Origin of the sequence: Corynebacterium pseudotuberculosis, assembly GCF_002155265.1 — a bacterium.
Taxonomy (GTDB): Bacteria; Actinomycetota; Actinomycetes; order Mycobacteriales; family Mycobacteriaceae; genus Corynebacterium; species Corynebacterium pseudotuberculosis.
This window is the reverse complement of the sequence record NZ_CP021251.1, coordinates 597,445-624,053: the sequence shown is the minus strand read 5'-3', so window position 1 is coordinate 624,053 and position 26,609 is coordinate 597,445. Positions and strand designations below refer to the sequence as shown.

The following is a 26,609-nucleotide window of genomic DNA, read 5'->3' as shown; positions in this document are numbered from 1 at the left end:
AACACAAGCAACAACACAAACACTCTTTTTTCAAACGCTCCAGGCACAACACATCCACACACAAATGGTTGTTTATCGGTAAATTAGTACCAGTCACCTCCAAGTGTTACCACTCTTCCAGATCTGGCCTATCAACCCCCTCGTCTCGAGGGAACCTCAAAAGAAACCTCATCTTAAAACAGGCTTCCCGCTTAGATGCTTTCAGCGGTTATCCCTTCCGTACGTAGCCAACCAGCCCTGCCACTGGCGTGACAACTGGCACACTAGAGGTACGTCCGTCCCGGTCCTCTCGTACTAGGGACAGCCTTCTTCAAGTTTCAACGCGCACGGCGGATAGAGACCGAACTGTCTCACGACGTTCTAAACCCAGCTCGCGTGCCGCTTTAATGGGCGAACAGCCCAACCCTTGGGACCTACTCCAGCCCCAGGATGCGACGAGCCGACATCGAGGTGCCAAACCATCCCGTCGATATGGACTCTTGGGGAAGATCAGCCTGTTATCCCCGGGGTACCTTTTATCCGTTGAGCGACACCACTTCCACAAGTAGGTGCCGGATCACTAGTCCCGACTTTCGTCCCTGCTCGACCTGTCAGTCTCACAGTCAAGCTCCCTTGTGCACTTACACTCACCACCTGATTGCCAACCAGGCTGAGGGAACCTTTGGGCGCCTCCGTTACATTTTAGGAGGCAACCGCCCCAGTTAAACTACCCACCAGGCACTGTCCCCAACCCAGATCATGGGCCAAGGTTAAGGTGCTCAATCCGATCAGAGTGGTATTTCAACTTGCGACTCCACCACACCTAGCGGCGCAGTATCACAGTCTCCCACCTATCCTACACAAACCGAACCAAACACCAATACCAAGCTATAGTGAAGGTCCCGGGGTCTTTTCGTCCTGCCGCGCGTAACGAGCATCTTTACTCGTACTGCAATTTCACCGGGCCTGTGGTTGAGACAGCAGGGAAGTCGTTACGCCATTCGTGCAGGTCGGAACTTACCCGACAAGGAATTTCGCTACCTTAGGATGGTTATAGTTACCACCGCCGTTTACTGGGGCTTAAATTCTCCGCTTCGACCCCCAAAAGAGATCTAACAGGTCCTCTTAACCTTCCAGCACCGGGCAGGCGTCAGTCCGTATACATCAACTTCCACGTTTTCGCACGGACCTGTGTTTTTAATAAACAGTCGCTTCCCTCTATTCTCTGCGACCACCATCAGCTCCATCAGTCTGTCACCAACAATGGTCCCCCTTCTCCCGAAGTTACGGGGGCATTTTGCCGAGTTCCTTAACCACAGTTCACCCGATCGCCTTAGTATTCTCTACCTGACCACCTGTGTCGGTTTAGGGTACGGGCCATAATGACACTCGCTAGAGGCTTTTCTCGACAGTACAGGATCACCAACATCCCCAAAAAAGGGTACGCATCACGCCTCACCCTTACAAGCAGCACGGATTTACCTATGCCACGGGCCACACGCTTACACCACAATCCAATAAGTGGCTCGGCTACCTCACTGCGTCACCCCATCACTTGGCTACTACCAACGAAGGTCCCACGCACAACCACACACACCCACACAAAGTATGAACACATGCAATTAATGGGCGGTTAGTACCACTGATTCACCACTTGTCGCATCACCACGGGTACCAGAATATCAACTGGTTATCCATCGACTACGCCTGTCGGCCTCGCCTTAGGTCCCGACTCACCCTGGGAAGATTAGCTTAACCCAGGAACCCTTAGTCATCCGGCGGAAAAGTTTTCCACTTTTCATTCGTTACTCATGCCTGCATTCTCACTCGCACACACTCCACACCCGGTCACCCAAATGCTTCACCACATGCACGACGCTCCCCTACCCAACCAACAAAAAGTTGACTGCCGCGGCTTCGGCGGTGTACTTGAGCCCCACTACATTGTCGGCGCAGAACCACTCGACCAGTGAGCTATTACGCACTCTTTCAAGGATGGCTGCTTCTAAGCCAACCTCCTGGCTGTCTTCGCGATCCCACATCCTTTTCCACTTAGTACACCCTTAGGGGCCTTAACCGGCGATCTGGGCTGTTTCCCTCTCGACCAACGGAGCTTATCCCCCGCAGTCTCACTGCCACGCTATAACATTACCGGCATTCGGAGTTTGGCTGACATTGCTAAGATTGTAGTCCCGCTCAACCAACCAGTAGCTCTACCTCCAGCAAGAAACACGCAACGCTGCACCTAAATGCATTTCGGGGAGAACCAGCTATCACGGAGTTTGATTGGCCTTTCACCCCTACCCACAGCTCATCCCCTCAGTTTTCAACCTAAGTGGGTTCGCGCCTCCACAAAGTCTTACCTCTGCTTCACACTGGCCATGGGTAGATCACCCCGCTTCGGGTCCAGGACATGCCACTAACAACACCCTCGTTAGGATTCGCTTTCGCTACGGCTACCCACCAAAAGGTTAACCTCGCGACATGCCGCTGACTCGCAGGCTCATTCTTCAAAAGGCACGCCATCACCCCACAAAAAAGGCTCTGACGGATTGTAAGCACACGGTTTCAGGTACTATTTCACTCCCCTCCCGGGGTACTTTTCACCATTCCCTCACGGTACTCATCCGCTATCGGTCATCACAAGTATTTAGGCTTACCGGGTGGTCCCGGCAGATTCACAGCAGATTCCACGAGCCCGCTGCTACTCGGGGACATGCACAACCAGCGCACACATGCTTTCACGTACAGGACTCTCACCTTCTACGGCAGGCGTTCCCACACCACTTCCGCTAACACATGCACAAACCAGCAAAAAGATGGCAGCCTTTTCACGCACACACCCCACAACACCACACACGCAACCCCTGCCAGGTATCACACGCACATGGTTTAGCCTCATCCACGTTCGTTCGCCACTACTAACGGAATCACAATTGTTTTCTTCTCCTACGGGTACTGAGATGTTTCACTTCCCCGCGTAAACCCCCACAACAGCTATGAATTCACTGAAGGGTAACCACACATAACTGCAGCCAGGTTTCCCCATTCGGACACCCTCGGATCAACGCTCTATTGGCAACTCCCCGAGGCCTATCGCGGCCTTACACGTCCTTCATCGGCTCATAATGCCAAGGCATCCACCGTGTGCCCTTAAAAAACAACACACAAATATGCAAACAAAAAATACCAAGAACTAAAAAGAATAAAGATTATTACTCGCGTCCACTATACAGTTCTCACACAACACAACCACCCACCACACCAACAACAACCCACACAGGATCACCACCAGCACAACAAGCAGCCACAAGAATCAACACCACAGTGCATCATCCCAGACACCCAACAGCATGCCAACACAACAAACAACACTTCCCACAATCAACACAACACACAACAACACACCATCACACAACCATGCACAGCCACCAACTGTTAGCAGCACACAATCACACACAACACCGATCCACCCGGATTAAAAAAATAAACAACAAACACCAACCAGTGCCCATTGAAAAACAAAAACTCCTTAGAAAGGAGGTGATCCAGCCGCACCTTCCGGTACGGCTACCTTGTTACGACTTCGTCCCAATCGCCGATCCCACCTTCGACCACTCCCCCCAGAAACTGGTTGGGCCATGGGCTTCGGGTGTTACCAACTTTCATGACGTGACGGGCGGTGTGTACAAGGCCCGGGAACGTATTCACCGCAGCGTTGCTGATCTGCGATTACTAGCGACTCCGACTTCATGGGGTCGAGTTGCAGACCCCAATCCGAACTGAGGCCGGCTTTCAGCGATTCGCTCACCCTCACAGGCTCGCAACGCGTTGTACCGACCATTGTAGCATGTGTGAAGCCCTGGACATAAGGGGCATGATGATTTGACGTCATCCCCACCTTCCTCCGAGTTAACCCCGGCAGTCTCTCATGAGTCCCCACCATCACGTGCTGGCAACATAAGACAAGGGTTGCGCTCGTTGCGGGACTTAACCCAACATCTCACGACACGAGCTGACGACAACCATGCACCACCTGTATACAAACCACAAGGGAAAACGTATCTCTACGCCGATCTTGTATATGTCAAGCCCAGGTAAGGTTCTTCGCGTTGCATCGAATTAATCCACATGCTCCGCCGCTTGTGCGGGCCCCCGTCAATTCCTTTGAGTTTTAGCCTTGCGGCCGTACTCCCCAGGCGGGGCGCTTAATGCGTTAGCTACGGCACGAAAGTCGTGGAAGACCCTCACACCTAGCGCCCACCGTTTACGGCATGGACTACCAGGGTATCTAATCCTGTTCGCTCCCCATGCTTTCGCTCCTCAGCGTCAGTTACTGCCCAGAGACCTGCCTTCGCCATCGGTGTTCCTCCTGATATCTGCGCATTCCACCGCTACACCAGGAATTCCAGTCTCCCCTACAGCACTCAAGTTATGCCCGTATCGCCTGCACGCCCGGAGTTAAGCCCCGGAATTTCACAGACGACGCGACAAACCACCTACGAGCTCTTTACGCCCAGTAATTCCGGACAACGCTCGCACCCTACGTATTACCGCGGCTGCTGGCACGTAGTTAGCCGGTGCTTCTTATACAGGTACCGTCACAAAAAGCTTCGTCCCTGTCGAAAGAGGTTTACAACCCGAAGGCCGTCATCCCTCACGCGGCGTCGCTGCATCAGGCTTGCGCCCATTGTGCAATATTCCCCACTGCTGCCTCCCGTAGGAGTCTGGGCCGTATCTCAGTCCCAATGTGGCCGTCCACCCTCTCAGGCCGGCTACCCGTCGACGCCTTGGTAGGCCATTACCCCACCAACAAGCTGATAGGCCGCGGGCTCATCTCGTACCGAAAAAACTTTCCACCACACACACTAAAGTGCGGTCCTATCCAGTATTAGACCCAGTTTCCCAGGCTTATCCCAGAGTACGAGGCAGATCACCCACGTGTTACTCACCCGTTCGCCACTCGAGCACCCCCGAAGGGGCCTTTCCGTTCGACTTGCATGTGTTAAGCACGCCGCCAGCGTTCGTCCTGAGCCAGGATCAAACTCTCCACAAAAAATCAGTCCAATAAAAGACCAACCAGGCTTCGTGAAAAGCCCAACCAAAACTGGCAAAAAACAAACAACCAACAAAAAAAAACATTTCATTGATCATTCAACAAAAAACAATGAAAAAAGTACAACAAAACAGTGACCATCGATGCCTTGACGAGACAACACAACAATCACCCAACACCCACACCACAACACCCCAAGCACAACACCCAGAGCATCACAGCACAAGCATCACACGTTTCCACAGCCACCAACACCCACACAACACAACATCATGCACGCATCAGCACCATAACAACGCCTCATGTCAACAACATTTTTTCCACAAACAGCACAATCTTTTACAAGCAAGCCACACTTGCCGGTCGATACTGCACCATCGTGATCATCACACAACCATGTAACAAAACATATTGCTGCCACTACACAACGTAGCTACCGCCATGTCAACCATAAAAAATATTATAAGTACATTGGCACACTATTGAGTTCTCAAACAACACACCCACACCCACACACACCAACCACAAAGCCAGCATGTACTGAATGTAAGAATAATTTTTGTTTATCGCCTGCTCGTTTTCCTCTCGCCTTACACTCACTAATCAACAACCACTGTGTGGTGTTTGCCTCTGTGAGGGGCGCTGTCGGTCGCGGCGACTCACATAAAGTTACACACCCTCAACACAACACACAAATCCCCAGGTCAGAACACGTTTTTTAACGCTTTTCAAACAAGCTTTAATCAACAAGGCGATAAAAACAGCAAAGCACCGCAGGAAAAATTCCTACGGTGCTTCAGCGCCAGTGTCAGTGGTAACAAGCCAATGGACCGTCGGGGCCATCAATAACTCGCACCGGGGTATTGAATATTCGGGTCAGTACCTCGCTGTCCATTGCGCTAGCTACCGGACCAAAATGCACTACGCTTCCGTCCTTAACTGCACAGATGTAGTCGGCATACCGTGCGGCGAAATTGATGTCATGGAGAACGACTATGACTGTTCGCCCCAAGTCGCGCGCAATATCGCGCAGGTGACGCATCATTTCCACAGAATGAGCGATATCCAAGTTGTTGAGGGGTTCGTCGAGAAGCACATAGTCAGTTTCCTGCGCCAAGACCATGGCCACGTAAGCACGCTGGCGTTGACCGCCCGAAAGCTGATCCAGATAGCGGTTTTCCAGTGGGCGGAGATTAAGAAAATCGATATATCTGGAAACGATCTCCTCATCTTGTTTGGTTAACTTCCCTTTTGAATAGGGGAATCGACCAAAACCAACCAGCTGGCGCACGCTAAGACGGGTAATAAAGTGGTTTTCTTGCCTAAGGATGGAGATAATTTTTGCCAGGTCCTGAGATTTGGTAGCCGCAACATCGTAGCCGGCTACGGATATCTGGCCGGCGTCGATAGGCAAAAGTCTTCCGATCATCGTCAAAAGCGTGGATTTTCCAGCCCCATTGGGGCCGATAAAAGCCGTGATACCGCCTTGAGGAATTTCAAGTTCAACAGGGCCAATGGAGACCTCGCTGTTGTAGTTCTTTGCTACTTGTTCTAGCCGAATCACAGGCGCCCCTTTTTCAGAATGACTATCAGGAAAATAATTCCGCCCACAAGTTCAATGATGATGGATACCACACCTTGGGCGTAGAAAATATGGTTCATCACAAAATATGCAGACGTGAGAATCACAAAACCCAACGCCCACGCCATAGGAAAGACGTACCTGTGATCAAAAGTGTTTGCACATTGATAAGCCAAGGTAGCCACCAAAAAGCCTAGAAATGTCATTGGCCCAACTAGTGCGGTTGACGTGGCCATAAGCACAGATACCAGGGCCAAAATAAGCACCGACAAAACTTTATAATTCACCCCGGCGTTGATCGCTACCTCTCGCCCCAGCTGTAGCAAGTTGAGATGCCTTGCCAGCATAAGAAGTATCCCACCGGCCACGAGCACCAAAGGTATGGCGATCGGGAAATACACGGGATCGGCATTGCTAATAGAGCCAAAAAGCCTTGCAGTTAATACGTCGAATTCACTTGGGGTGAGCAACCGTTGCATAAAAGTTGCCAGGCTGCCCAAGCCAGCGCCGATAATAATTCCAATGAGCAGCAGCGCATGCATATTAGAGTTTTTGCCAGTAAGCAACCATGCGTAAAGCATCATCGAAAGACCGATCATCAACGCAAGCTGCAGGAGAAACATCGGAATAGTGCGCGACTGCATAAGCCCCACGGAGCCAAAGAAAAACACTGTCGACGTATGAATCACACGGTACAGCGACTCAAATCCCATAATTGACGGTGTAATAATCCTATTATTTGTCACCGTCTGGAACGCCACTGTGGCCAACGACTGACAAAAAGCCACCACAGCCATCGCGATAATGGCGTTTGTGCGCCGCTCTGCGATTAACCAAAAACGCTGCGTACCAAAAGGCATCGGATTTTTGTATACCAAAAGCCCAAAAGCACAGGACAAACCAGCAAAAACAACGATGGAAAGAATTATCCAATATCGCCGTTGCTCCCGGCGCGTCTGAAACGCCCCGGATCTCCGAGTAGTGGCCAAATCCTGCACATCGGCCCCGGTTTTTTCTTGAACCAGCTTCCTAGCCACGTCGAACCTGCCTCACAATGAGACCGACAAAAACAAAGGCACCAAACATGCCTAATACCACGGAAACCGGTACCTCAAAGGGAGAAATGATGGTACGCGAGATAAGGTCACAGATCGTAACTAGGCCTATCCCGCTTAGGCACACCCACGGTAGGTTTCCTCGCAAATCGTCTCCCCTAAAAATGGAAACCAGGTTAGGGACAATAAGCCCCAGGAAAGGAAGATTGCCAATCACTACGGTAACCACTCCAGTTGCAAGAGCGATCAATGCCGTACCAATAAGGACCATACGGTTGTAATTGACGCCAATATTGGTTGCTATGTCCTCCCCTAGCCCCGTGGCAGTTAAACGATCCGCATAGAAAAAGACCGCGACAACCACTAGCGCTACCGCCCACAGAACCTCGTATTGCCCCTTGGACACAGAGGTGAAGCTTCCCTGGAACCACACCCCCAAGGTCTGCAAGGTGTCAGTTTTTAGTGCAACAAAAGTAGAAACCGAACTGACCACAGCACCCAACATGATTCCAATGATCGGAACTACCAGCGAAGAACGCAAGGAGACTCTGCGCAAGAAAAGGAAAAAGACCATTGTTCCGGCGAAAGAAAAGACCACCGCGGAAAGCATGCGATCCAGAATGCTGGCTTGTGGGAACGTCAGCATGCAGAAGAGCAGTCCCAGTCCTGCCCATTCCGTGGTTCCTGTAGTAGTCGGTTCCACGAACCTGTTCTGCGTGATCATTTGCATCACAAGGCCGGACATAGCCATCGCAGCTCCTGCTAGGACGAGCGCTACGGTCCTCGGTATCCGAGTAATACCAAAAATGTCTACCTCTCCACCCGAAAAAATGTCATATTCGCCGGTAAGGAGAGAGACTATGAGCAAGCAAACCACAGCACATGCCGCGAGCAGAAGGCGAATGTTAAAGCGCTGCGCCAACGTAGTATGTGTTTTCATAAAAATCGAGTTCTACGATCAAATATCAGTAATGAACGGCAGAACGGGGATTGCTTAACCTCTTGGCTAGCAATCCCCAGTCTTTTAACAAAATCCACCGCTCAGGAAGCAGGCTTTATTTACCTTGCTCGAAAGCATCGGCAATCGAGTTAAAGATCTTCGTGTACGTGATGATCGACTCGTTACGATAAGTATCCTGTGGAGCAACGAGCACTTTTTGGTTCTTTACCGCAGTAATTCCCGCTAGTGCTTGGTTCTTAGCGATCACGTCTTTAGCAGGAGTGTAGCTTGCGTCGTTAGCCATGATTGCGCCATCGCGGTCGAGGACAAAAATCCAGTCAGGGTTCGAGTCTGCAATCGCCTCTACAGAAATATCATCACCTTTGTGATTGGAGGAGGCACCCTCAATCTGTAGCGCAGGCTTGAGACCCAATAGATCAAAAACGGAACCATAGACGCGGCCGACGTGCGGCGCAATGTAGCCGATTGAGCCTCCAGATACGTTCACAGCCATAACTTTGTCAGATCCGTTATAGGCCTTCTTTGCCCGAGCTACAGAATCCTCGAAATCTTTTACAAGCTTTTTAGCTTCGCCTTCTTTGTTAAAAATAACGCCCATCTCAGTCACCTGACGCTTAAGTTCCGCGTCGAAGGGTTCTCCATCACGGGGCTCAAAGTCCACAATAGGAACGCCGGGATTGAGCTTTTTCATCTCTTTGTAATGTTGCGAAAAGCGCTGGCCAGAGATGATCAAATCTGGATCAGTGGCCACCATTGCCTCAAGGTTGGGCTCGCGGTGGGTTCCCAGATCCACGATTTGATCATTGTTAAGGAAGTTAGGCACAGTCGACGGCGCGATAGGCTTAGGTACTGCAACAGGGGTTACCCCCCACTGATCCAAGACCTGGAATGTGCGGTTATCCGTAGCAACAACTCGCTCAACAGGAGTTTTAATCTCGACTTTTCCGTAGTTGTCCTGAACAGTCACGGTATTTTCCTTCGACTGCACGCTCGCGGCGCTATCTTTAATGCCCGAATCGCTACAAGCACTCAAAGCAAGACCCGCAGCTGTAAAAACTGCAGCGAACTTAGTAAATCTGGAGACCATAAGACTCTTATCCTTAATTGAGATGGGATTGGCAAACCTCAGTAAGTGCAGGCTTGCTTTCACTCGATCAAAGCTATAGAGCCCCTCAGGAAAAGACAAGATTTTTGGACATCCCGGCCAGGCCGCCCCTCCCGATTTCGCTTACATGCAGCTCACAGCAATAACCAAACAAAAGCTCGAACCCATAAGGGGGTAAAGTATCCCACCCCAAGACAATATCACCGATAGAACATTCGCTAACATCACCCACTTTTGGAGTTGGGAATGAAGATAATAGTTTGCCTCAATGAACTTTTTTCATGGCCACTTTGGAGACCAGTCACATCCAAAGCCATTCACACCTTTCGGAATGTAGCCCCCTCAAAAAAGTTCCCAGATACAACAGGTGATGCAGGCAGCGATTCAGTTTCACACCGGCAGCCGAGCGCAAAACCACTGCACAAAATAGCGCTTTTATGGCAACAAACTTTTTCTTTTTGTTCGCCGCCAATAACACGGCGCCACTGAGCACACAGAAAGCACTACAAAAGCAATCACAAAGTTTGCTTATCGACGCACACATGTAGCAGCCCCTACAACACAAGCTGTATAAACCGCCGCAGTGTTCAGCTAGACATCCACAAAGATGCCTTTCTTCTGATCAAACTTGGTCACGTCACCTTTACCGATGTCATAGTGATACGCTTCCAGCTTGAGAGCGCCAGCATTTACCCGATCCGACACAAAGGGATGAGACATCAAGTTCTCTAGCTGGGCCGCCGCATTGGCTCTTTCCAAGCGAAGCGAGAAATCTTCAGCTTTGCGCTCCCCCTCAAGACGAGCAAGTACGTCCTTAGATCGGGTCAGCCAATCATGTGTAGCTGGAAGCTTTTTTGCGTAGTCATCGAGGTGCTGAAGCGCCGCCATTCCCCCACAATTAGAGTGGCCAATAACAGCGATCGTAGAAACCTCCAGGCTGGCCACCGCATATTCCACCGGGGCAAGCATCCCAAAGTCTGGCTTGCTGGCGTGCGGCACAATGTTGGCGATATTACGTAAATGGAACAGCTCACCAGGCTTGGCAGACAAGAGAGTTTCTGCATCAATGCGCGAATCTGAGCATGTGACCACCAAAGTGTGAGGAGATTGGGAATCCGCCATGTCCTCATAGAGCTTTTTATTGTCGGGGTAGATGGAATCCTCAAATTTGTTGATTCCATCCGCAATGGGATCACCCGTACCCTGAGATGCTTTAGTTGGCCCAGTTGTGCAGGCGGCGAGCGCTGTGGCTCCAGCACCAAACCCCAGGGCTCGTAAAATCTGGCGACGGCTGTAGGACTTCCTTGTAGACATGTGCAAGCTCCAGTCTCTAGTCGTACTTTTGATTCAAAAATATAACATTTTTGTTTTAGGCAATGAGCAGCGACAAGTGACTCAACCTGCGATCAGTTATGCACAGAATACCCACACATATTGAGTTGAAACATTGCTTGAGCAGAAGAAATAATAAAATCTGTTTGTGTGTTATAGGAGTCCTCACAAATAAAGAAATATGTGAGTAAACTCTCTTAAAACTGGCGTAAAACCATCTTTTTGCGAGATTGCTATGTCGCCTATGCCCTAAACCTTCGGGGCACCTTTTTATTCTTGCGACTTAGGTTCTACAGGCAGAAAAATCCCCACTCACCGTAATGATGAGCGGGGACAATTGTGGAGCTGCCGGGAATTGAACCCGGGTCCTACGCAACCTCGCCAGGGCTTCTCCGTGCGCAGTTCGCGCATAGATCTCTACTCGGCTCTCCGGCTAGGACGAACACATCCGGATGATGAGCCCAGTCATCGGTAAAAGTCCCGATCCATCCCGTTGACACAATGGAATCAGCAAGTCTCTTAGTCGATGCCAGACACTAGGCCAGAGACAAACCTAGGCTGACAGACACGCAGGTCGCTGCAAATTAGGCAGCGAGGGCGTAGTCGCGCTGAGTCTTCTCGGCGCTTATCAGTTTGCTACGACGCTTACGGTGGTCTCTAGCCTGCACCGGCACGCTTCCCCTGGCTCAATCTACGCAGTCGAAACCAAAATCAGCCCCTCATGCGGCTACGGATTGGGATGCTGTGCAGCATATCCGTAGTTCGGATCATCCTACTCCGAGCAAGAAGCAGCTTCAAATCCTTCTGTTGCTTGTATGCCCGTCGAGGGGACGTCGACAAGCTGTAGGCGAGGTTTTATGCGTGGATGCCCTTAACGCGGTGGCCAAGTTCCCTGACCACTTCACGCTCTTCAGTCCTGCGTTTGATGTCTTGGCGTTTGTCATAATCCTGTTTGCCTTGGGCAAGGCCAAGTTCCACTTTGAGCCGCCCGCCGGAAAAATAGAGGGACAACGGCACAAGCGTTTTATTGCCATCGCGCACCTTACCCATCAGCGAGTCAATCTCCCGGCGGTGCATAAGCAGCTTACGAGTCCGCTTAGGGCTGTGATTAGTCCACGATCCCATGGAATAAATCGGAATGTTGAGGTTACGGAGCCAGACCTCCCCCTCATCAATAGTGGCGAAGGCATCAACAAGAGAGGCTTTGCCCTCTCTCAGTGATTTAATTTCCGTGCCCAGGAGGACAATGCCGCATTCATAGGACTCGAGAATCTTGTAATCATGACGAGCCTTGCGGTTAGTCGCTATCACAGGATTATTGTTTGCAGCTTTTTTCTTCTTCGCCATAATGCCACTGATGCTACCTTGTCCCCGCCTTGTGCATACAAAAACCTTCCACACCAGAAGGTGCGGAAGGCTAGCATTCTTATTCCCGTCCCTGGTTTATGCGACCCTATTTGCGCACATACCAGCGGAGCGTGACTTGAGCAGTGATAGCGGCAAAGACCACACCAATAACCGCCACGATAGGAGCTACTGCCCAGATATCGGAGTTACCTACTCTCGCAATGAGTTGGGAATCGTAGAGGCCTTTAAGTGTCTTATCCACCACCCATTCCTTGCCGCCAAACAAAGCAACGCCGGAAAGCACAGCACCAAAGAATGCGGCGATCACCGCTTCAAGAACAAAGGGGGCTTGGGTATACCAACGAGAGGCCCCCACCATGCGCATGATCGAAATTTCTTCACGACGATTAAAAGCAGCGATTTGCACCATGTTGACAATTAGGAACACGGCTGCGACCGCCTGAATTGCCGCAAAAATAAACGTCGCGTTACGGATGGCATCAAGGTTATCCGTAGCTCCACGTAAATCATCTACTTGATCCACTATGGTGCTCACCTGTTCCATGCCGCGAACTGCATCAAGAGGCTTGGTGTCCAAGGGATCTACAAGGCGAACATGCAACGCCGCAGGCAGGGCATCTTTAGATGTTTCTGCGACAAGCTGCGGGTCCGTGTCCTTGAAAACCTCAACAAATCGCTGATATGACTGCTCCCGGCTGCGGAATGTTACAGACTCGATGCCTGTTTGCCCATCGAGCTTTTGGCGCACTTGTTTGCAGGCATCCGACGTACAGTCTTTGTCATTAGCAGAGATATCCTCGTCCAACTGCACCATAACCTCTACACGATCAAGATAGATATCTTTTGTCGCCTCAGTCATGTGAGTTACCAGGAATCCGGTAGCCAAAAGAGCTAGGGAAATAGCCGTGGTGATGATGAGCGCAATGGTCATCGTTATGTTACGTCCGAGCCCGCGGAAGGCCTCTCGGAATACAAATCCAAGTTTCATGAGGTTCCTTACCTATTGCACCTATTGAGCTTCGCCATAGACACCATGGGCGTCATCGCGCACGAGTTTGCCCAGGTTGAGTTCAATAACACGACGACGCATGTCATTGACCGCTCGCGCATTATGGGTAGACATAACAACAGTCGTGCCCGTCTTGTTAATTTGATTGAGCAAAACCATGATGCCATCGGAGGTCTCAGGGTCCAGGTTTCCGGTGGGCTCGTCGGCAAGCAAAAGCAATGGTCGGTTCACAAAAGCGCGGGCTACGGCCACACGCTGCTGCTCGCCGCCGGAGAGCTCGTGGGGCATACGATGTGCTTTTCCAGAAAGCCCCACCATCTCCAAGGTTTCTGGTACGAGCTTGTTGATGCGACTTTTCCTTGTTCCAATAACTTCCAAAGCAAAGGCCACGTTGTCGTAAACCGTCTTTTTTTGCAAAAGGCGGAAATCCTGAAAGACGTAACCAATGTGCTGGCGCAGTTTGTTAATCTGCCGGCCATGCAGCTTATTCACGTGAAAATCTGACAAGTAAAGATCACCGCTCGTGAGGTTCTCCTCTCTGATCATGAGCTGCAAGAAGGTGGATTTTCCCGAGCCGGAGGGGCCGATGAGGAAAACAAACTCGCCTTTCTCAATAGTGAGCGAGAGGTTATCCAGCGCCGGCCTCGTAGATGTTTTATATGACTTGGTGACTTTGTCGAACGTGATCACACTTGAACACCTTAGCCAAACCATTGTGACAATTGAAACGCTTGTGACAAATGGGAACGAATTTCCCTACACACATGACGTCATGGGTGACATGCCGAACAGCACAATCTGGAGCGCACGCATAATTACATGCACATATTTAGATTCCCCCTCACCCCGCCACCCCACATGAGTAAAGTTTTTATAAATTTATGAGTCGCGTCACTTTAGTCACGTTAAACTAGCGCCCATCACTTTCCCAAAGATCGGAGCCCAGAAATGAGCACGACTTCAGAGCAGACTTTAGAAAACAAGAACGACGCCCCACCCAAGTCACAAGGATTTCTCGGATTCGTGGAGCGCGCGGGCAATTTGCTGCCCGATCCCTTCTGGCTTTTTGTTATTCTCGCCGGACTAGTAGCCATAAGTAGCTGGCTAGGTTCCAAGGCCGGCATGATCGCCATTAATCCCCAGGATAATTCTCCAGTTGCCGTGACCAATCTCCTTACCAAAGACGGCATAAGCAAAATGCTTACTGAGGCGGTTAATAACTTTGTGACTTTTCCACCCCTCGGAGTGATCCTTACCGTTATGCTCGGAGTCGCTGTAGCAGAGCACTCCGGATTTATCAGCGCACTTATTCGAGCCATGGTAACTAAGGTTGGCCCGCGCACGCTGACCTTTGTTGTGGCGCTGGCTGGAGTTACGGGTTCTATTGCATCCGATGCCGTTTACGTCATACTTATTCCTTTAGGCGCCATGAGTTTTCGGGCTCTTGGTAGGTCACCGATCGTAGGAGCAATGGTGGCATTCGCCGCATCCTCGGCGGGGTTTAATGCCAGCCTAATTCTGAATATCACTGATGTACTATTGGGCGGAATTTCTACTTCTGCGGCGCAACTTGTAGATCCGGATTACCATGTTTCTCCCCTTGCAAACTATTTCTTTGTAGTGGCCTCATCCATCGTGCTTGCGTTGATCATCACATTGGTCACTGAGCTCTTTATAAAAAAGAAAGCCCGCGAGCTAGTAGACCATGACCGCATCGATCATTCCGCGCTCACTTTTTCCAATAATGCGGGCGACTCTCCCGGCGCACAGCCTCATAGGGAGGAAACAGATGATGAGCTCGCACAAGAAATCGAGCTTCATCCTAGCGAGGCTCGCGCGTTGGCCTGTGCTGGAGGAGCTTTTGTACTCATGCTTGCCGCATACTTTGCGCTGCTGTTTGTTCCCTTTTCACCGCTTTATTCAGCAGAAGGGGCACTGTCCAGCCCCTTGATCAAAGCGATCGCGGTTCCTATTGCAATGATGTTTTTGGGATTAGGCATAGTTTATGGCGTTGCAGCAAAAACGATTACAAAGTTGGGAGACATTCCCGAGTTCATGGGACGCGGCCTTAAAACGCTTATCCCTATGATCGTCTTGTTTTTTATGGTTGCGCAGTTCCTTGCGTGGTTTCAATGGTCAAACCTAGGAATGTGGACCGCGATTAAGGGGGCGGAATTACTCCAGCAATGGGATCTTCCGGTCTACGTGTTATTCGGAGCACTCGTGGTGATGGTTGCTGCGCTCAACTTGGCCATCACATCGGGTTCAGCTCAGTGGGCGCTTATGGCACCGGTAATCGTTCCTATGATGATGTACATAGGAGTTTCTCCAGAAGTCTCGCAAATGCTGTTTCGCATAGGCGATTCCCCAACAAACATCATTACTCCCATGAGCCCCTACTTTGCTCTAGCGCTGACTTTTCTCCAGCGTTATTACAAACCTGCAGGCGTGGGAACTCTCATGTCCTTGGCTCTCCCCTACTCCATCTCCATGCTGGTGGGATGGTTCTTGTTCTTTGTTGTGTGGTACTTCCTGGGCATTCCTATCGGCCCCGGAACTCCTATTCATTATGGCTAAAGCCAAGATCTGAGAACTAAACTGCCGTTCTGCGCTATACCCGTGGGTTATTCTCAAAAGATGAAGATTGCCATTATGGGGTATTCAGGTGGCGGAAAATCGACGCTTGCCCGCCGCCTAGGTTCCCAGTTGAATGCTCCAGTCTTGCATCTTGATTCGATTCACTTTTCAGCCGGCTGGGTGGAACGGAATTTGGCAGAAGAATCCGCAACCGTAGAGGCTTTTCTCAACGCACATAGCGATTGGATCATTGACGGCAACTATGCACTCTTATCTGAGGAGCGTCGATTAGCTGAGGCCGACCGCATCATCTTGGTCCTCGTGCCGCGCGCAATCAGATTATGGCGAGTTTTTCTGCGCCTAGTCCGTTACTACGGGACAACGCGACCAGATATGGCAAGAGGATGCCCAGAGAAAATTGATTGTGTCTTTCTCAAATGGGTGCTGTGGGACTCGTGCACAAAAGAAAAACGCAAGCACTATGCGGAGATTGCAGAGAAATATTCAGGGAAAACCGAAATTCGGCGTCGATAAAATTGCTTATCCACGCCCCCAAGGTTCTCCTCTGTTATTGCTCCTGCTGCGCCATACGCCAACGAATACCTGCTTCTAGGAAGCCATCAAGGTCTCCGTCGAGGACCTTTTGGGGATCATTGACTTCATAATTGGTACGCAGGTCTTTCACCATTTGATACGGGTGCAGCACATAGGAACGCATTTGGTTTCCCCACGAGGCATTGCCGCCTGCACCCAAGGCATCGAGTTCAGCTCGTTCTTCCTGGCGCTTCTTCTCCAAGAGTTTGGCTTGAAGGACACGCATGGCAGAGGCCTTATTTTGGATCTGGGACTTCTCGTTTTGGCAGGTGACCACGATCCCGGTAGGAATATGCGTTAAACGCACGGCTGAGTCTGTAGTATTCACGGACTGCCCGCCGGGCCCGGAGGAACGATAGACATCCACACGCACTTCGGAGTCAGGGATATCAATGTGGTCGGTCTGCTCCACCACCGGAAGGACTTCTATCTCTGCAAATGAGGTCTGCCGGCGGCCTTGATTATCAAATGGTGAGATTCGTACTAGCCGGTGTGCGCCTTGCTCTACAGAAAGCTGGCCATACATGTATTCACCATGGACAACGAACGTCGCTGATTTGATACCTGCTTCTTCTGCATATGAGATGTCATAAATATCAACTTTGCGATCATTTTTTTCCGCCCAGCGCACGTACATGCGCATCAACATCTCCGCCCAGTCTGCGGCGTCAACGCCACCTGCCCCAGAACGAATATTGATCACGGCCTCACGCGCGTCATACTCGCCAGAAAGCATAGTCTTCACCTCTAGGGATTCGATCTCTGAGGTAAGCTCGGCCAGTTCTTCGTCGGCAAGCTCAGTGTCGTCGCCTTCTTCCTCGGCGAGCTCGTACATCACCGGCATGTCGTCGATACGCTGCCGCAGGCTAGTGAGTTTCTTCAGCTGCGCTTGCACCGAAGACAGCTCCGTGGTCACCTTCTGAGCATGGTCAGGGTTATCCCATAACGTGGGGTCGGAAGCTTGTTGTTCCAGCTCACGGACGCGCGATGCTAGCTCCTCAGGATCCATAACCTTTTCGATCGTGGTCAAGGTGGCATCGAGTTCGTTGAGAGCAGCGAGAATTTCCGGGCGCATGGAAAACTAGTCTAGCGGGATACACCTCCCTCTTCCGTTTTGCACCCACCGTTCCGGTTTTTGTGTGTTGTTACCCCCTCCTCGGTTGGCAACTGCATTGGGAAAAGGCAACAATGGTGAATATGGATCAACCTCGGGATACTGCGTTACATTCCTCGCTAACTGACATGATCGCAACGATCACCAAGACTTTTGTTATCGCTCACGATCAAGATTCGGACGAGCACTTAGCTCAAGCGCTGGTGTTCAATGCGGGCCGCTTGGCGTGGCGGATGCGGGAGCAGGGAGTATCTACGGATTTTAAGACTTCCCTCTCTGACGTGGTTACGGATGCCGACCGAGCAGCCGAGCAGTTTGTTACGGGTGTGATCAGTGCGCTCCGACCAGAAGACGGCATTGTAGGTGAAGAAGGCACCCACAAACCCGGAACCTCCGGGCGCACGTGGGTTATCGATCCGGTAGACGGCACCTACAATTTTGTGAGTGGTTCGGACTATTGGTGTTCCGCCCTCGCCCTTGTAGAAGGCGACCCGGCCCACCCGGATAAGGTCTGTTTCGGTGCCGTGCACCGACCTGCAATGGGTTACACCTGGTTTGGTGGTAAAGACATCCCCACCACCCGCGACGGCAAAGCCCTGCCAGCGCTAGAGAATAAATCTACTGAGCTCATTAGCATGGCGACGTATCTCAACCCTCCTTTTATCGCGGAACCAGCGCTGCTTAACGCGTGGCTTTCCCTTGCGCAGGCATTTCTTAGTTGGCGAATGATCGGAGCAGGCTCAGTTGACCTAGGCGGAGTTGCCGATGGCACCTTAGGCGCCTATGTCCAACACACTGTGCAGGACTGGGATTGGCTGCCCGGCCGCGCCCTCGTCGAAGGGGTAGGCGGCACGTGTATCAAGGTTGAAGCCGCGGGCGTGACGTGGTGCGTAGCAGCTAATCCGCAGGCTGCTAATGAAATCGCAACGATTCTTCGCGGTCTACCCCCTGCGAATTAATCCGCTCCTTCTACGCGCGACGTCTTAGAAAGCCGGTTTGTATGACTTCTTATGATTCTGACCTTGATTTTGCTCTGTCACTCGCCGACGCTGCCGATGCGATAACCTTCCCACGCTTCGAGTCAGCCGATCTGGTTGTAGATTCCAAACCAGACATGACCCCCGTAAGCGACGCCGATCTCGCCTGTGAAAAGGCCCTCCGGGAGCTCATCACAGCACGCTACCCAGACGATGCCATCCTGGGAGAGGAATTCGGCGGTGACGTGGAATTTAAAGGAAGACAATGGGTCATTGATCCCATCGATGCCACAAAAAACTTTGTGCGAGGCGTCCCTGCTTGGGCAACGCTTATCGCCTTGCTTGTCGACGGCACCCCAGTTGTAGGAGTGGTCACCGCGCCAGCGCTAGCCCGGCGTTGGTGGGCGGCCTCCGGCCAAGGGGCATGGCGCACATTCAACGGCGGGACCCCCACAAAATTGTCGGTCTCTCGCATTGCTCACCTAGACAATGCCTCCCTATCGTTTTCATCCTTGAGCGGCTGGCAAAGCCTGGATTTGGACCAGCGCTTTATTGATCTGACCGAATGCACGTGGAGGCTGCGCGGCTTTGGGGATTTTTGGTCTTATTGCCTCGTTGCAGAAGGCGCAGTAGACATTGCGGCAGAACCGGAAGTCTCACTATGGGATCTAGCGCCCTTAGCCGTCCTGGTAGAAGAAGCCGGCGGCACTTTCACTTCTCTTACGGGTGAGCCAGGGCCGCACGGCGGCAGTGCGGTAGCTTCCAATGCGCTACTCCATGACGCAGCACTGGATATTTTGGGGACAAAGACCCAAAAACCGAGTGCTTAGCCTCGTGGTATTAAGCCCAAAAGGCAGGTTTCAGCTGATTCTTTCAGCCAAAACCTGCCTTATTGCTTTGTTTTCTATTTTGCTAGTGTGAAGCCAGCACCCACGCCTTTTTTCGCGTTTATGTCTGCGAGGACCGCATCCATATTGGTGGAGATCGTGGGCATAAACAGCGGCCCCTGCCATGGTGTGTGGCATGCAAGAGCTTGGTTATTAATAGCACCTCTCTTGACGATTCCCACCACGCGATCCCCCACGATCACAGGCGCACCGGAGTCACCCTGCCGCGCACAAATCTGGGACATTGAAGTTAGCGCGTCTTTATTCCAGATATGCCCACAGGAGTGTCCGGTGGCTATTCCCTGCTTACATGCGGTCTCCCCAGTATTAGGATTATGCCCTCCTACAGAATTGACGCGAATTCCGTTGTACGCATTAGTTACTTCTGCATTAGAACCAAGCTCAATAACGGAATAGTCCAAACGATCACCGCGAAGGGCGACCGTGCCGCTTGGTCCAATCCGCCAAGAATCAGCAGACTCAACGCTTTGTCCTACTGCCCCACAATGTCCCGCGGTAATAGCTACCGCACGCCCTGCGGAATCGTGTCCTGTCGCAGCGACAGTACAAAGAGAATTTTTTCCCACATACACAGGGGTTCCTGGTCCATACAGAGAGATCCCGCGTTTTTCTGCGGCTAAAGATTCAGCTGGAACATCCGGAGAGTTAAACCAGCTACCGGCTACTCGGTTGAGAACCTTTCCGGGATGTTGTGCCATGAACTGCGAGAGAAGATCCGTACGCCAGTGATAATTAGGACCATCGATAATCGGCTCAAAGGCCTTTTCCCGCTTTACCACCTCGGGGATTGTTCGACCTTGCGCATCTTTTTGCGTTGGCTGGGTATTTTCAAGTGGTGCTGGCGCCGGGTGAACAGCCTGCGGCTGCTGAGGCCGCACTATTTGATGTAAAGCAGCTTGCGCTTGTGCACCTGCGGCGTGAACATTCGCATTAAAAGCGTCCGCATCAGCTTGCATGCGAGCAACCGCTGCGTCTGCAGAAGCGATCATCGCCGGATCCACAGGAGGGGTAGCTACACCGACGCCACGAAGTTGCTCAGATACCTGATTAACCCACGCAGAGACCGGAGCAGGCTGCGAAACAGCCTCAGAAGCCCCGGCACTTGGCGAACCAAAGACCGCCATCCCTGTGATTGCTGCTGTAATAAACAAACGACGGGTATGGGGATTGCGGTTTCGCATGTACCGAGGCTTCCTTTTCGCTATTCAGACGAGCTTTTCTCACTCATATAACCATGTATTTGAGCGTACGCATAACCCGCCACATCAACGCGAATTTAATCGATGGTAATCAGGGCCTGACCTCCCTGAACGGAATCACCGACGGCAACCCGAACGCTGGTAATAGTACCTGCGTTAGGGGCCGTAATCTCGGTTTCCATCTTCATTGCTTCGAGGATCAGGAGGACCTGGCCGGCCTCGATCTCTTCGCCTTCTTCAACCAAGATTTTGAAGACTGATCCAGCGAGCGGTGCGACAACAGCGTTTGCCGATACACCAGAGACGCTCGCGTTGGCTGGTTCAGAATGAGTTGCACCTGAGCCGCCACCAAAGTAGATGGGAGCGATCTGGCGCTTCTCCTCTTCCACCTCGACCTCGACAGAATAGGCGATCCCGTTGACTGTCACGTTAAGTTTCATGTTTTACCTTCTACCTTTGGATGCCTACGGCTGACCCGGAATATGATGCTGGACCTTCTGGCGTCCCTGTGCTGCCCACGTTCTTTCGCGGGAATAGCGGACTGCCTTAATCGTGCCACGATTACCCATGAAGGCGGACACCGCTGCAGAAATAGCAATGATGACGTCCTCTGGGATGGAAGCGTCAGAACGCTTGCGCAGCTCTTTAAGCTCAGCTTCCGCCGCATCAAGCCGCGCTGAAAGTTTCGCGACTAATTGAGCAAGTTGCTCGCTGTTTAATTCGCTCACTTTTGCTCCTTATACCGGGCCTAAGCCGTGCTTCTTAGCTGGGCGAACCACTCGCTTGTTAGCCAAGACCTCAAGCGCGTCTGCAATATGCAGTCGGGTTTCTGCAGGATCGATGATGTCATCCACCAATCCACGAGAAGCCGCCATATATGGGGTGGAGAAAGTCTCCTTGTACAAGCGGATAAGCTCATTGCGCTTGGATTCCTTATCCTCCGCGGCCTCGATCTCCTTACGGAAGACCACGTTAACTGCGCCTTCTGCACCCATCACTGCGATTTCTGCAGTGGGCCACGCAAACACGCGGTCGGCTCCCAAGTCCTTTGAGCACATGGCTAGGTGTGCGCCACCATAGGACTTACGCAGTTCCACCGTGATCTTTGGCACGCTAGCCGCTGAGTATGCATAGAGCATCTTCGCGCCGTGCCGGATAATGCCACCGTGTTCTTGGGCAACGCCAGGCATAAAGCCTGGAACGTCAACAAAGGTCACCAGCGGAATATTAAAGGCGTTGCAGAAACGAATGAACTGACTGCCCTTATCCGAGGAGTTGATGTCCAATACACCGGACATAACGTTTGGCTGGTTGGCCACGATGCCCACGGTACGGCCTACGATACGGGCAAATCCAACGACAAGGTTTTGGGCGTATCCGGCCTGAACTTCAAGGAAATCGCCGCGGTCCACAACGCGCGAAATGATATCGCGGACATCATAACCACGCTTGCCATCGACTGGAACGATCTCCCGTAGTTCCTCATCAGGGGTAACGATTGGATCTGGTTCAACAACCGGTGGCTCTTCCGTATTGTTCTGAGGCAAGAAACTCAGCAGCTTCTGTGCAATCAGAACCGCTTGCTCGTCATCATCAGCAATGAAATGGATGTTTCCGGCCTTGGCCATATGTGCATCCGCCCCGCCCAGAGCATCTGCGGTGACCTCTTCACCCGTAACCGACTTAATCACACCCGGGCCAGTGATAAACATGTTGGCTTTACGGGTCTGAATGATGAAGTCAGTCAAAGCAGGTGAATACGCAGCGCCACCAGCACAAGGTCCCGAGATGATCGAGATTTGTGGCACAAGTCCTGAGAGAAGAACGTTCTGGTAGAACACCTTGCCGTAGCCGGAAAGAGAATCGATTCCCTCCTGCACACGAGCTCCGCCAGAGTCGTTGATAAAGATGAAAGGAGTTCCGGTGGTAGCAGAAGCTTCCATCATCGCGGCAACTTTGTTGGACTGGGTTTCGCCAGCCGATCCGCCCATCACGGTGAAATCCTGTGAGGCTACGTGAACGGCACGACCAAAAATTGCTCCGGAGCCAGTAACAACACCGTCTGCCGGCGCGACTGCTTTATCCATACCAAAGTGAGTAGTGCGATGCTTGGCAAACATGCCGATTTCACGGAAGGTGCCTTCGTCGAGAAGCGCTGCGACGCGCTCACGAGCCGTCAGTTTGCCCTTCTCATGCTGCTTTTCAATTTTGGCTTCGCCGCCGCCTAGCTCGATCTCATGACGAGCCTTAGCGAGCTGATCTAGGCGCTCAGACATAGTAGGTTCTTGAGACATGTCTTCGGTTCTCCTTTACTCGGCGGGCTCGACCTTGACGGTCTGGCTGCGACCGCCCACGGTGACCTTGTAGGTAATCGGTTCGAGAACGGCCTCATTCTCGCGGGTCTTGATCTTTGATGGGTCCTTACCCACATTCTTTGGCCCCTCGGGGCGGTTTTTAAAGAAGCCTGGGGCGACGCCTGGGAACAGCGCGTTGGTAAGCACGTCTTCGTCTGTGCCATCGCAGCCTTCAAGCTTGTTTGCTTCCTCCACAAGGTGATCCCACTCTGGCTCAAGGAGGTCAGCCGGACGCACAGTAATAGCTTCCTTCTTGGTCTGTGCCTTTGCCTGCTCCACGATTTCGGGATTGCGCTCGCCTATGCACTCGCCGTAGTAACCAAGCATCAGATCCGCAAATTCTGCAGTCATTACCTTGTAACGCCCCATAAGGACGTTGAAAACAGCCTGGGTTCCCACGATCTGGGAAGATGGAGTAACCAGTGGCGGGTATCCTGCATCTTTGCGGACGATTGGGACCTCCCGCATCACCTCGTCGATACGATCTCCGGCGCCTTGAGCGGTCAGCTGACTCTCCATGTTAGAAAGCATGCCGCCAGGAATCTGTGAGAGGAAGATGTTGGTATCCACCAACGTCTTGGACTCAAATTCCTTGTACTTTGGACGGATTGCCTTGAAGTGATCGCGCACGTTGATCAGGCGATCCATGTCTAGGTCAGTGGTGTAGTCGGTGCCCTCAAGCATCTCTACGAGAGACTCGGTGGGGTTGTGGCCTGGCCCGAGTGAGAGAGAGGAAATGGCGGTATCCACAACGTCTGCGCCAGCTTCAATGGCCTTCATCAAAGTTACTAGCGTGACGCCGGTGGTGGAGTGGCAGTGGACGTTGATCTGAGTATCTTCGCCGTAGGTCTCTTTAATTCCACGGATAACGTCATACGCTGGTTGCGGCTTCAAAAGCGCTGCCATGTCCTTCAGCGCGATGGAATCTGCCCCCATATCTAGAAGGCGACCAGCAAGCTCAACGTATCCTTCAACGGTGTGTAGTGGTGAAACGGTGTAGCAGATGGTTCCCTGAGCGTGTCCATCAACCTTCTTCACCGCCCGCATAGCGTGCTCTAGGTTGCGTGGATCATTGAGAGCGTCAAAGACACGGAATACATCCATGCCGTTTTCCTTGGACTTCTCAACAAACTTGTCTACTACCAAGTTTTCATAGTGGCGATATCCCAGAAGGTTCTGCCCGCGGAGCAGCATCTGGAGCTTGGAATTTGGCATCAACTTACGGAAGGTGCGAAGTCTCTCCCAGGGATCCTCATTAAGGAATCTGATGCACGCATCAAACGTTGCACCACCCCAGCACTCCACGCTCCAGAATCCTGCTTTATCTATGTCCTCACACGCATCAACCATGTCCTCCATAGCCATACGAGTTGCAAACAAACTCTGATGCGCGTCGCGTAAAGCGACCTCAGTCACTCCAATTTTTCTTGGGCTCATAGTTCACAATCTATGCGGATTTGAGCTCAGTTGCACGGTAGTTTTATCCGAAATAGATCACAAAACAAACAAAACCCAAATAAAAACCGGATGAACCACGTTGTTTTCTCAGGTAAAACGGCTTTTTGCGCTCGGAAATGTCCGATCAGATATCCCGAAAATATCCTGTGAAGTTTTTCACTAAATTGAAAATTCCATAAATTAGTCACAATGTTTGCGCAAAGTGATCATTCTTATAAAACGGGCCGCGCAGCGGCAGCTCCTCACAGAGCGCCTCTGCCCGGCACCAGAGCGCAAACAAACCTTAGACCTCTATAACGCTCTCCTGTTTTATGTCATTCGCCCGAGTATGTTCCTCACGACGTTTTTCCACTTGTCCCCGAGTTGCCAGCCACCCCAGAACAAACAACGGAGTCATGCACACAGACGCAACAACAGTTAGGAATCCGTCCCAGGAACCAGAGGCAATCAAGATAACGATGACCGCCAAGAAACCTAGCGTTAGCCAGTTGGTCACGGGCGCCCACGGCATCCGGAAGGCAGGGCGTTCCTCCACCTTTTTAATCATCTGCATATGGCACACGATGGTGAAAGCCCAGTTAATAACCACACAGATTGCGGTCATATTAAGAGCAATGTCAAACGCCTTTCCTGGAACCAGGTAGTTGATAACTACGCCGACTAGCACCACTGCAGAATTCAGCGCGATACCGCCAAAAGGCACACCTCGTTTATTAAAAGCGCCCAACGCCTCCGGAGCCGTTCCGGCCCTGGCCATGGTGCGCATGGTACGCCCAGTGGAATACAGACCGGCATTTAAAGACGATAAAGCCGCGGTGATAACAACCAGATTCATAATCGTTCCCGCAGAAGGAACACCGATCGAATCAAAAAAGGTGACAAATGGTGAGACCCCTGCAGAATATGCGGTGTATGGAAGCACCAAAGCCAACAACAACACCGAGCCACAGTAGAACACAATGATGCGCCAAATAACGCTGTTTACAGCCTTGGGCATCTCTTTCTCTGCGTCCTTAGTCTCCCCCGCAGCAGTGCCAATCAGCTCAATGCCAAAGTAAGCGAAAACCACGCCACTAATAACAACGATTAAAGGCAAAAATCCCGTAGGAAAGACCCCGCCGTGATCAAGGATATTGGCAAGCCCCGCCGGCTGATCCACCACAACGCGACCCGTGACCACAAAAAAGATTGCGACGGCCATAAACAGGCAAATTGCAGCTATTTTAATCATGGCAAACCAAAACTCCATCTCGCCAAAAACGCGGACTGAGATGAGGTTCAGAAGCAAAACAATAACCAATGCGGCTAATGCAAGTGTCCACTGCGGAACATCCGAGAAAAGATTCCAGAACTTCAGATAAATCGCGATAGCCGTGGTGTCTGCAATTCCGGTCAAGGCCCACATCATAAAGTAGACCCACCCCACCACAAACCCCGCACGCTCGCCCATAAATTCACGAGTCCACGAGACTACCGCGCCGGAAGACGCGCGATACAAAACAAGTTCACCGACAGCACGCAGAATAAAGAAAGCAAAAAAGCCACAAATAAGGTACGCCAAAACCAACGACGGCCCCGCAGTGGCCAAACGCCCGCCAGCTCCCATAAAGAGCCCCGTACCAATCGCAGAGCCCAGTGCCATCATCTGGATGTGGCGTGAACCCAGAGTTGTCTTGTATCCCTCCTGATCCGCTGTAAGAAATGAAGAATCTGTATGCGCCATAAAATCTGACCGACCTTTTCGGACTAAGCCCAGCGCATTGTGCACTAAGCAATAAGGAGAAAATACACGGCGAAAGCTATCAAGTAATAGTTATCCATAAAGCTTTTCGACGTTCTCACGCACCCCAACACCACATTGCGCAGCTAGCGGGCACTTTAGTTAAAGGCCCACAATAAAGAGAATGCAATGGAGATCACAGTACAAATAAAATTTTTAGTGACTAAATTACGTCATTTTTATCAAAATCACATAATTGGG

At 51.5% G+C, this 26,609-nt stretch carries 19 protein-coding genes, 2 rRNA genes and 1 other RNA gene; 4 read left to right on the top strand and 18 right to left on the bottom strand.

What is annotated here, in order from left to right; genetic code table 11:
* Positions 1-63: 63 nt before the first annotated feature.
* The 11 genes from CpATCC19410_RS03005 to ftsE form a co-directional block, all read right to left on the bottom strand.
* Positions 64-3,146: ribosomal RNA gene (locus CpATCC19410_RS03005) — 23S ribosomal RNA — on the bottom strand.
* Between the two features lie 369 nt (positions 3,147-3,515).
* Positions 3,516-5,035, bottom strand: a 16S ribosomal RNA gene (locus tag CpATCC19410_RS03000).
* Together the 16S and 23S rRNA genes form the textbook arrangement of a ribosomal RNA operon.
* A gap of 808 nt (positions 5,036-5,843) precedes the next feature.
* Positions 5,844-6,599: an iron ABC transporter ATP-binding protein gene (locus CpATCC19410_RS02990; RefSeq protein WP_013241445.1), complete on the bottom strand. Its 756-nt coding sequence runs from the start codon at positions 6,597-6,599 to the stop codon at positions 5,844-5,846.
* Entirely contained in the window at positions 6,596-7,654 is a 1,059-nt protein-coding gene (locus CpATCC19410_RS02985) for an iron chelate uptake ABC transporter family permease subunit (RefSeq protein WP_014401050.1), read from the bottom strand. The genes CpATCC19410_RS02990 and CpATCC19410_RS02985 overlap by 4 nt, the downstream gene beginning before the upstream one ends.
* Positions 7,647-8,612: an ABC transporter permease gene (locus CpATCC19410_RS02980; protein ID WP_013241443.1), complete on the bottom strand. Its 966-nt coding sequence runs from the start codon at positions 8,610-8,612 to the stop codon at positions 7,647-7,649. The genes CpATCC19410_RS02985 and CpATCC19410_RS02980 overlap by 8 nt, the downstream gene beginning before the upstream one ends.
* Before the next feature lie 115 nt (positions 8,613-8,727).
* On the bottom strand, positions 8,728-9,720 hold the full coding sequence (locus CpATCC19410_RS02975; protein ID WP_013241442.1) for a siderophore ABC transporter substrate-binding protein: 993 nt from the start codon (positions 9,718-9,720) through the stop codon (positions 8,728-8,730).
* Between the two features lie 609 nt (positions 9,721-10,329).
* Positions 10,330-11,052, bottom strand: a complete 723-nt coding sequence (locus CpATCC19410_RS02965; RefSeq protein WP_013241440.1) for a carbonic anhydrase — start codon at positions 11,050-11,052, stop codon at positions 10,330-10,332.
* A gap of 355 nt (positions 11,053-11,407) precedes the next feature.
* Positions 11,408-11,789, bottom strand: a transfer-messenger RNA (tmRNA) gene (ssrA, locus tag CpATCC19410_RS02960).
* A gap of 136 nt (positions 11,790-11,925) precedes the next feature.
* The gene (smpB, locus tag CpATCC19410_RS02955; RefSeq protein ID WP_013241439.1) at positions 11,926-12,417 is read right to left on the bottom strand and encodes an SsrA-binding protein SmpB; all 492 of its coding nucleotides are present in this window, start codon (positions 12,415-12,417) and stop codon (positions 11,926-11,928) included.
* Positions 12,418-12,523: 106 nt separating this feature from the next.
* A complete protein-coding gene (gene ftsX, locus CpATCC19410_RS02950) occupies positions 12,524-13,426 on the bottom strand; it encodes a permease-like cell division protein FtsX (RefSeq protein ID WP_013241438.1) in 903 nt (300 codons plus the stop codon).
* Between the two features lie 21 nt (positions 13,427-13,447).
* Complete coding sequence (gene ftsE / locus CpATCC19410_RS02945) at positions 13,448-14,137, bottom strand: cell division ATP-binding protein FtsE (protein WP_013241437.1); 690 nt, start codon at positions 14,135-14,137, stop codon at positions 13,448-13,450.
* A gap of 258 nt (positions 14,138-14,395) precedes the next feature.
* Here ftsE and CpATCC19410_RS02935 point away from each other — a divergent pair, with 258 nt between their 5' ends.
* Together CpATCC19410_RS02935 and CpATCC19410_RS02930 are read left to right on the top strand one after the other, a co-directional pair.
* The gene (locus CpATCC19410_RS02935; RefSeq protein WP_013241436.1) at positions 14,396-16,024 is read left to right on the top strand and encodes an AbgT family transporter; all 1,629 of its coding nucleotides are present in this window, start codon (positions 14,396-14,398) and stop codon (positions 16,022-16,024) included.
* 60 nt (positions 16,025-16,084) lie between these two features.
* Positions 16,085-16,558, top strand: a complete 474-nt coding sequence (locus CpATCC19410_RS02930; protein WP_014522695.1) for a P-loop NTPase family protein — start codon at positions 16,085-16,087, stop codon at positions 16,556-16,558.
* A 34-nt stretch (positions 16,559-16,592) separates the two neighbouring features.
* On the opposite strand, the gene prfB is transcribed toward CpATCC19410_RS02930, so the two are convergent.
* Positions 16,593-17,693: a peptide chain release factor 2 gene (gene prfB / locus CpATCC19410_RS02925; RefSeq protein WP_013241434.1), complete on the bottom strand. Its 1,101-nt coding sequence runs from the start codon at positions 17,691-17,693 to the stop codon at positions 16,593-16,595.
* 113 nt (positions 17,694-17,806) lie between these two features.
* Between prfB and CpATCC19410_RS02920 the strand changes: the two genes are divergently transcribed.
* The gene (locus CpATCC19410_RS02920) at positions 17,807-18,691 is read left to right on the top strand and encodes an inositol monophosphatase family protein (RefSeq protein WP_013241433.1); all 885 of its coding nucleotides are present in this window, start codon (positions 17,807-17,809) and stop codon (positions 18,689-18,691) included.
* Between the two features lie 41 nt (positions 18,692-18,732).
* Positions 18,733-19,539 carry a histidinol-phosphatase gene (gene hisN / locus CpATCC19410_RS02915; protein WP_013241432.1) on the top strand — a complete coding sequence of 269 codons (807 nt, stop codon included), beginning with the start codon at positions 18,733-18,735 and terminating at the stop codon, positions 19,537-19,539.
* Positions 19,540-19,613: 74 nt separating this feature from the next.
* On the opposite strand, the gene CpATCC19410_RS02910 is transcribed toward hisN, so the two are convergent.
* From CpATCC19410_RS02910 to CpATCC19410_RS02885, 6 genes are all read right to left on the bottom strand, one after another.
* The gene (locus CpATCC19410_RS02910; RefSeq protein WP_014300543.1) at positions 19,614-20,798 is read right to left on the bottom strand and encodes a S1 family peptidase; all 1,185 of its coding nucleotides are present in this window, start codon (positions 20,796-20,798) and stop codon (positions 19,614-19,616) included.
* Positions 20,799-20,893: 95 nt separating this feature from the next.
* Positions 20,894-21,256, bottom strand: a complete 363-nt coding sequence (locus tag CpATCC19410_RS02905; RefSeq protein ID WP_013241430.1) for a biotin/lipoyl-containing protein — start codon at positions 21,254-21,256, stop codon at positions 20,894-20,896.
* Positions 21,257-21,280: 24 nt separating this feature from the next.
* Positions 21,281-21,544 (bottom strand): hypothetical protein, encoded by a 264-nt coding sequence (locus tag CpATCC19410_RS02900; protein WP_013241429.1) that lies wholly within the window; start codon positions 21,542-21,544, stop codon positions 21,281-21,283.
* A gap of 9 nt (positions 21,545-21,553) precedes the next feature.
* A complete protein-coding gene (locus CpATCC19410_RS02895; protein ID WP_013241428.1) occupies positions 21,554-23,110 on the bottom strand; it encodes an acyl-CoA carboxylase subunit beta in 1,557 nt (518 codons plus the stop codon).
* Between the two features lie 15 nt (positions 23,111-23,125).
* Positions 23,126-24,607 (bottom strand): methylmalonyl-CoA carboxytransferase subunit 5S, encoded by a 1,482-nt coding sequence (locus tag CpATCC19410_RS02890; protein WP_014401047.1) that lies wholly within the window; start codon positions 24,605-24,607, stop codon positions 23,126-23,128.
* Between the two features lie 304 nt (positions 24,608-24,911).
* On the bottom strand, positions 24,912-26,351 hold the full coding sequence (locus tag CpATCC19410_RS02885) for an amino acid permease (protein WP_013241426.1): 1,440 nt from the start codon (positions 26,349-26,351) through the stop codon (positions 24,912-24,914).
* Between the last annotated feature and the right edge of the window lie 258 nt (positions 26,352-26,609).

Bases quoted from the DNA above. Each gene is read 5' to 3' on its own strand.
- CpATCC19410_RS02980 (WP_013241443.1), bottom strand. From the start codon at position 8,612: ATGAAAACACATACTACGTTGGCGCAGCGCTTTAACATTCGCCTTCTG.
- CpATCC19410_RS02965 (WP_013241440.1), bottom strand. From the start codon at position 11,052: ATGTCTACAAGGAAGTCCTACAGCCGTCGCCAGATTTTACGAGCCCTG.
- CpATCC19410_RS02920 (WP_013241433.1), top strand. From the start codon at position 17,807: ATGGTGAATATGGATCAACCTCGGGATACTGCGTTACATTCCTCGCTA.
- CpATCC19410_RS02975 (WP_013241442.1), bottom strand. From the start codon at position 9,720: ATGGTCTCCAGATTTACTAAGTTCGCTGCAGTTTTTACAGCTGCGGGT.
- prfB (WP_013241434.1), bottom strand. From the start codon at position 17,693: ATGCGCCCGGAAATTCTCGCTGCTCTCAACGAACTCGATGCCACCTTG.
- CpATCC19410_RS02930 (WP_014522695.1), top strand. From the start codon at position 16,085: ATGAAGATTGCCATTATGGGGTATTCAGGTGGCGGAAAATCGACGCTT.
- hisN (WP_013241432.1), top strand. From the start codon at position 18,733: ATGACTTCTTATGATTCTGACCTTGATTTTGCTCTGTCACTCGCCGAC.
- CpATCC19410_RS02895 (WP_013241428.1), bottom strand. From the start codon at position 23,110: ATGTCTCAAGAACCTACTATGTCTGAGCGCCTAGATCAGCTCGCTAAG.
- smpB (WP_013241439.1), bottom strand. From the start codon at position 12,417: ATGGCGAAGAAGAAAAAAGCTGCAAACAATAATCCTGTGATAGCGACT.
- CpATCC19410_RS02935 (WP_013241436.1), top strand. From the start codon at position 14,396: ATGAGCACGACTTCAGAGCAGACTTTAGAAAACAAGAACGACGCCCCA.
- CpATCC19410_RS02890 (WP_014401047.1), bottom strand. From the start codon at position 24,607: ATGAGCCCAAGAAAAATTGGAGTGACTGAGGTCGCTTTACGCGACGCG.
- CpATCC19410_RS02910 (WP_014300543.1), bottom strand. From the start codon at position 20,798: ATGCGAAACCGCAATCCCCATACCCGTCGTTTGTTTATTACAGCAGCA.
- CpATCC19410_RS02905 (WP_013241430.1), bottom strand. From the start codon at position 21,256: ATGAAACTTAACGTGACAGTCAACGGGATCGCCTATTCTGTCGAGGTC.
- ftsX (WP_013241438.1), bottom strand. From the start codon at position 13,426: ATGAAACTTGGATTTGTATTCCGAGAGGCCTTCCGCGGGCTCGGACGT.
- CpATCC19410_RS02885 (WP_013241426.1), bottom strand. From the start codon at position 26,351: ATGGCGCATACAGATTCTTCATTTCTTACAGCGGATCAGGAGGGATAC.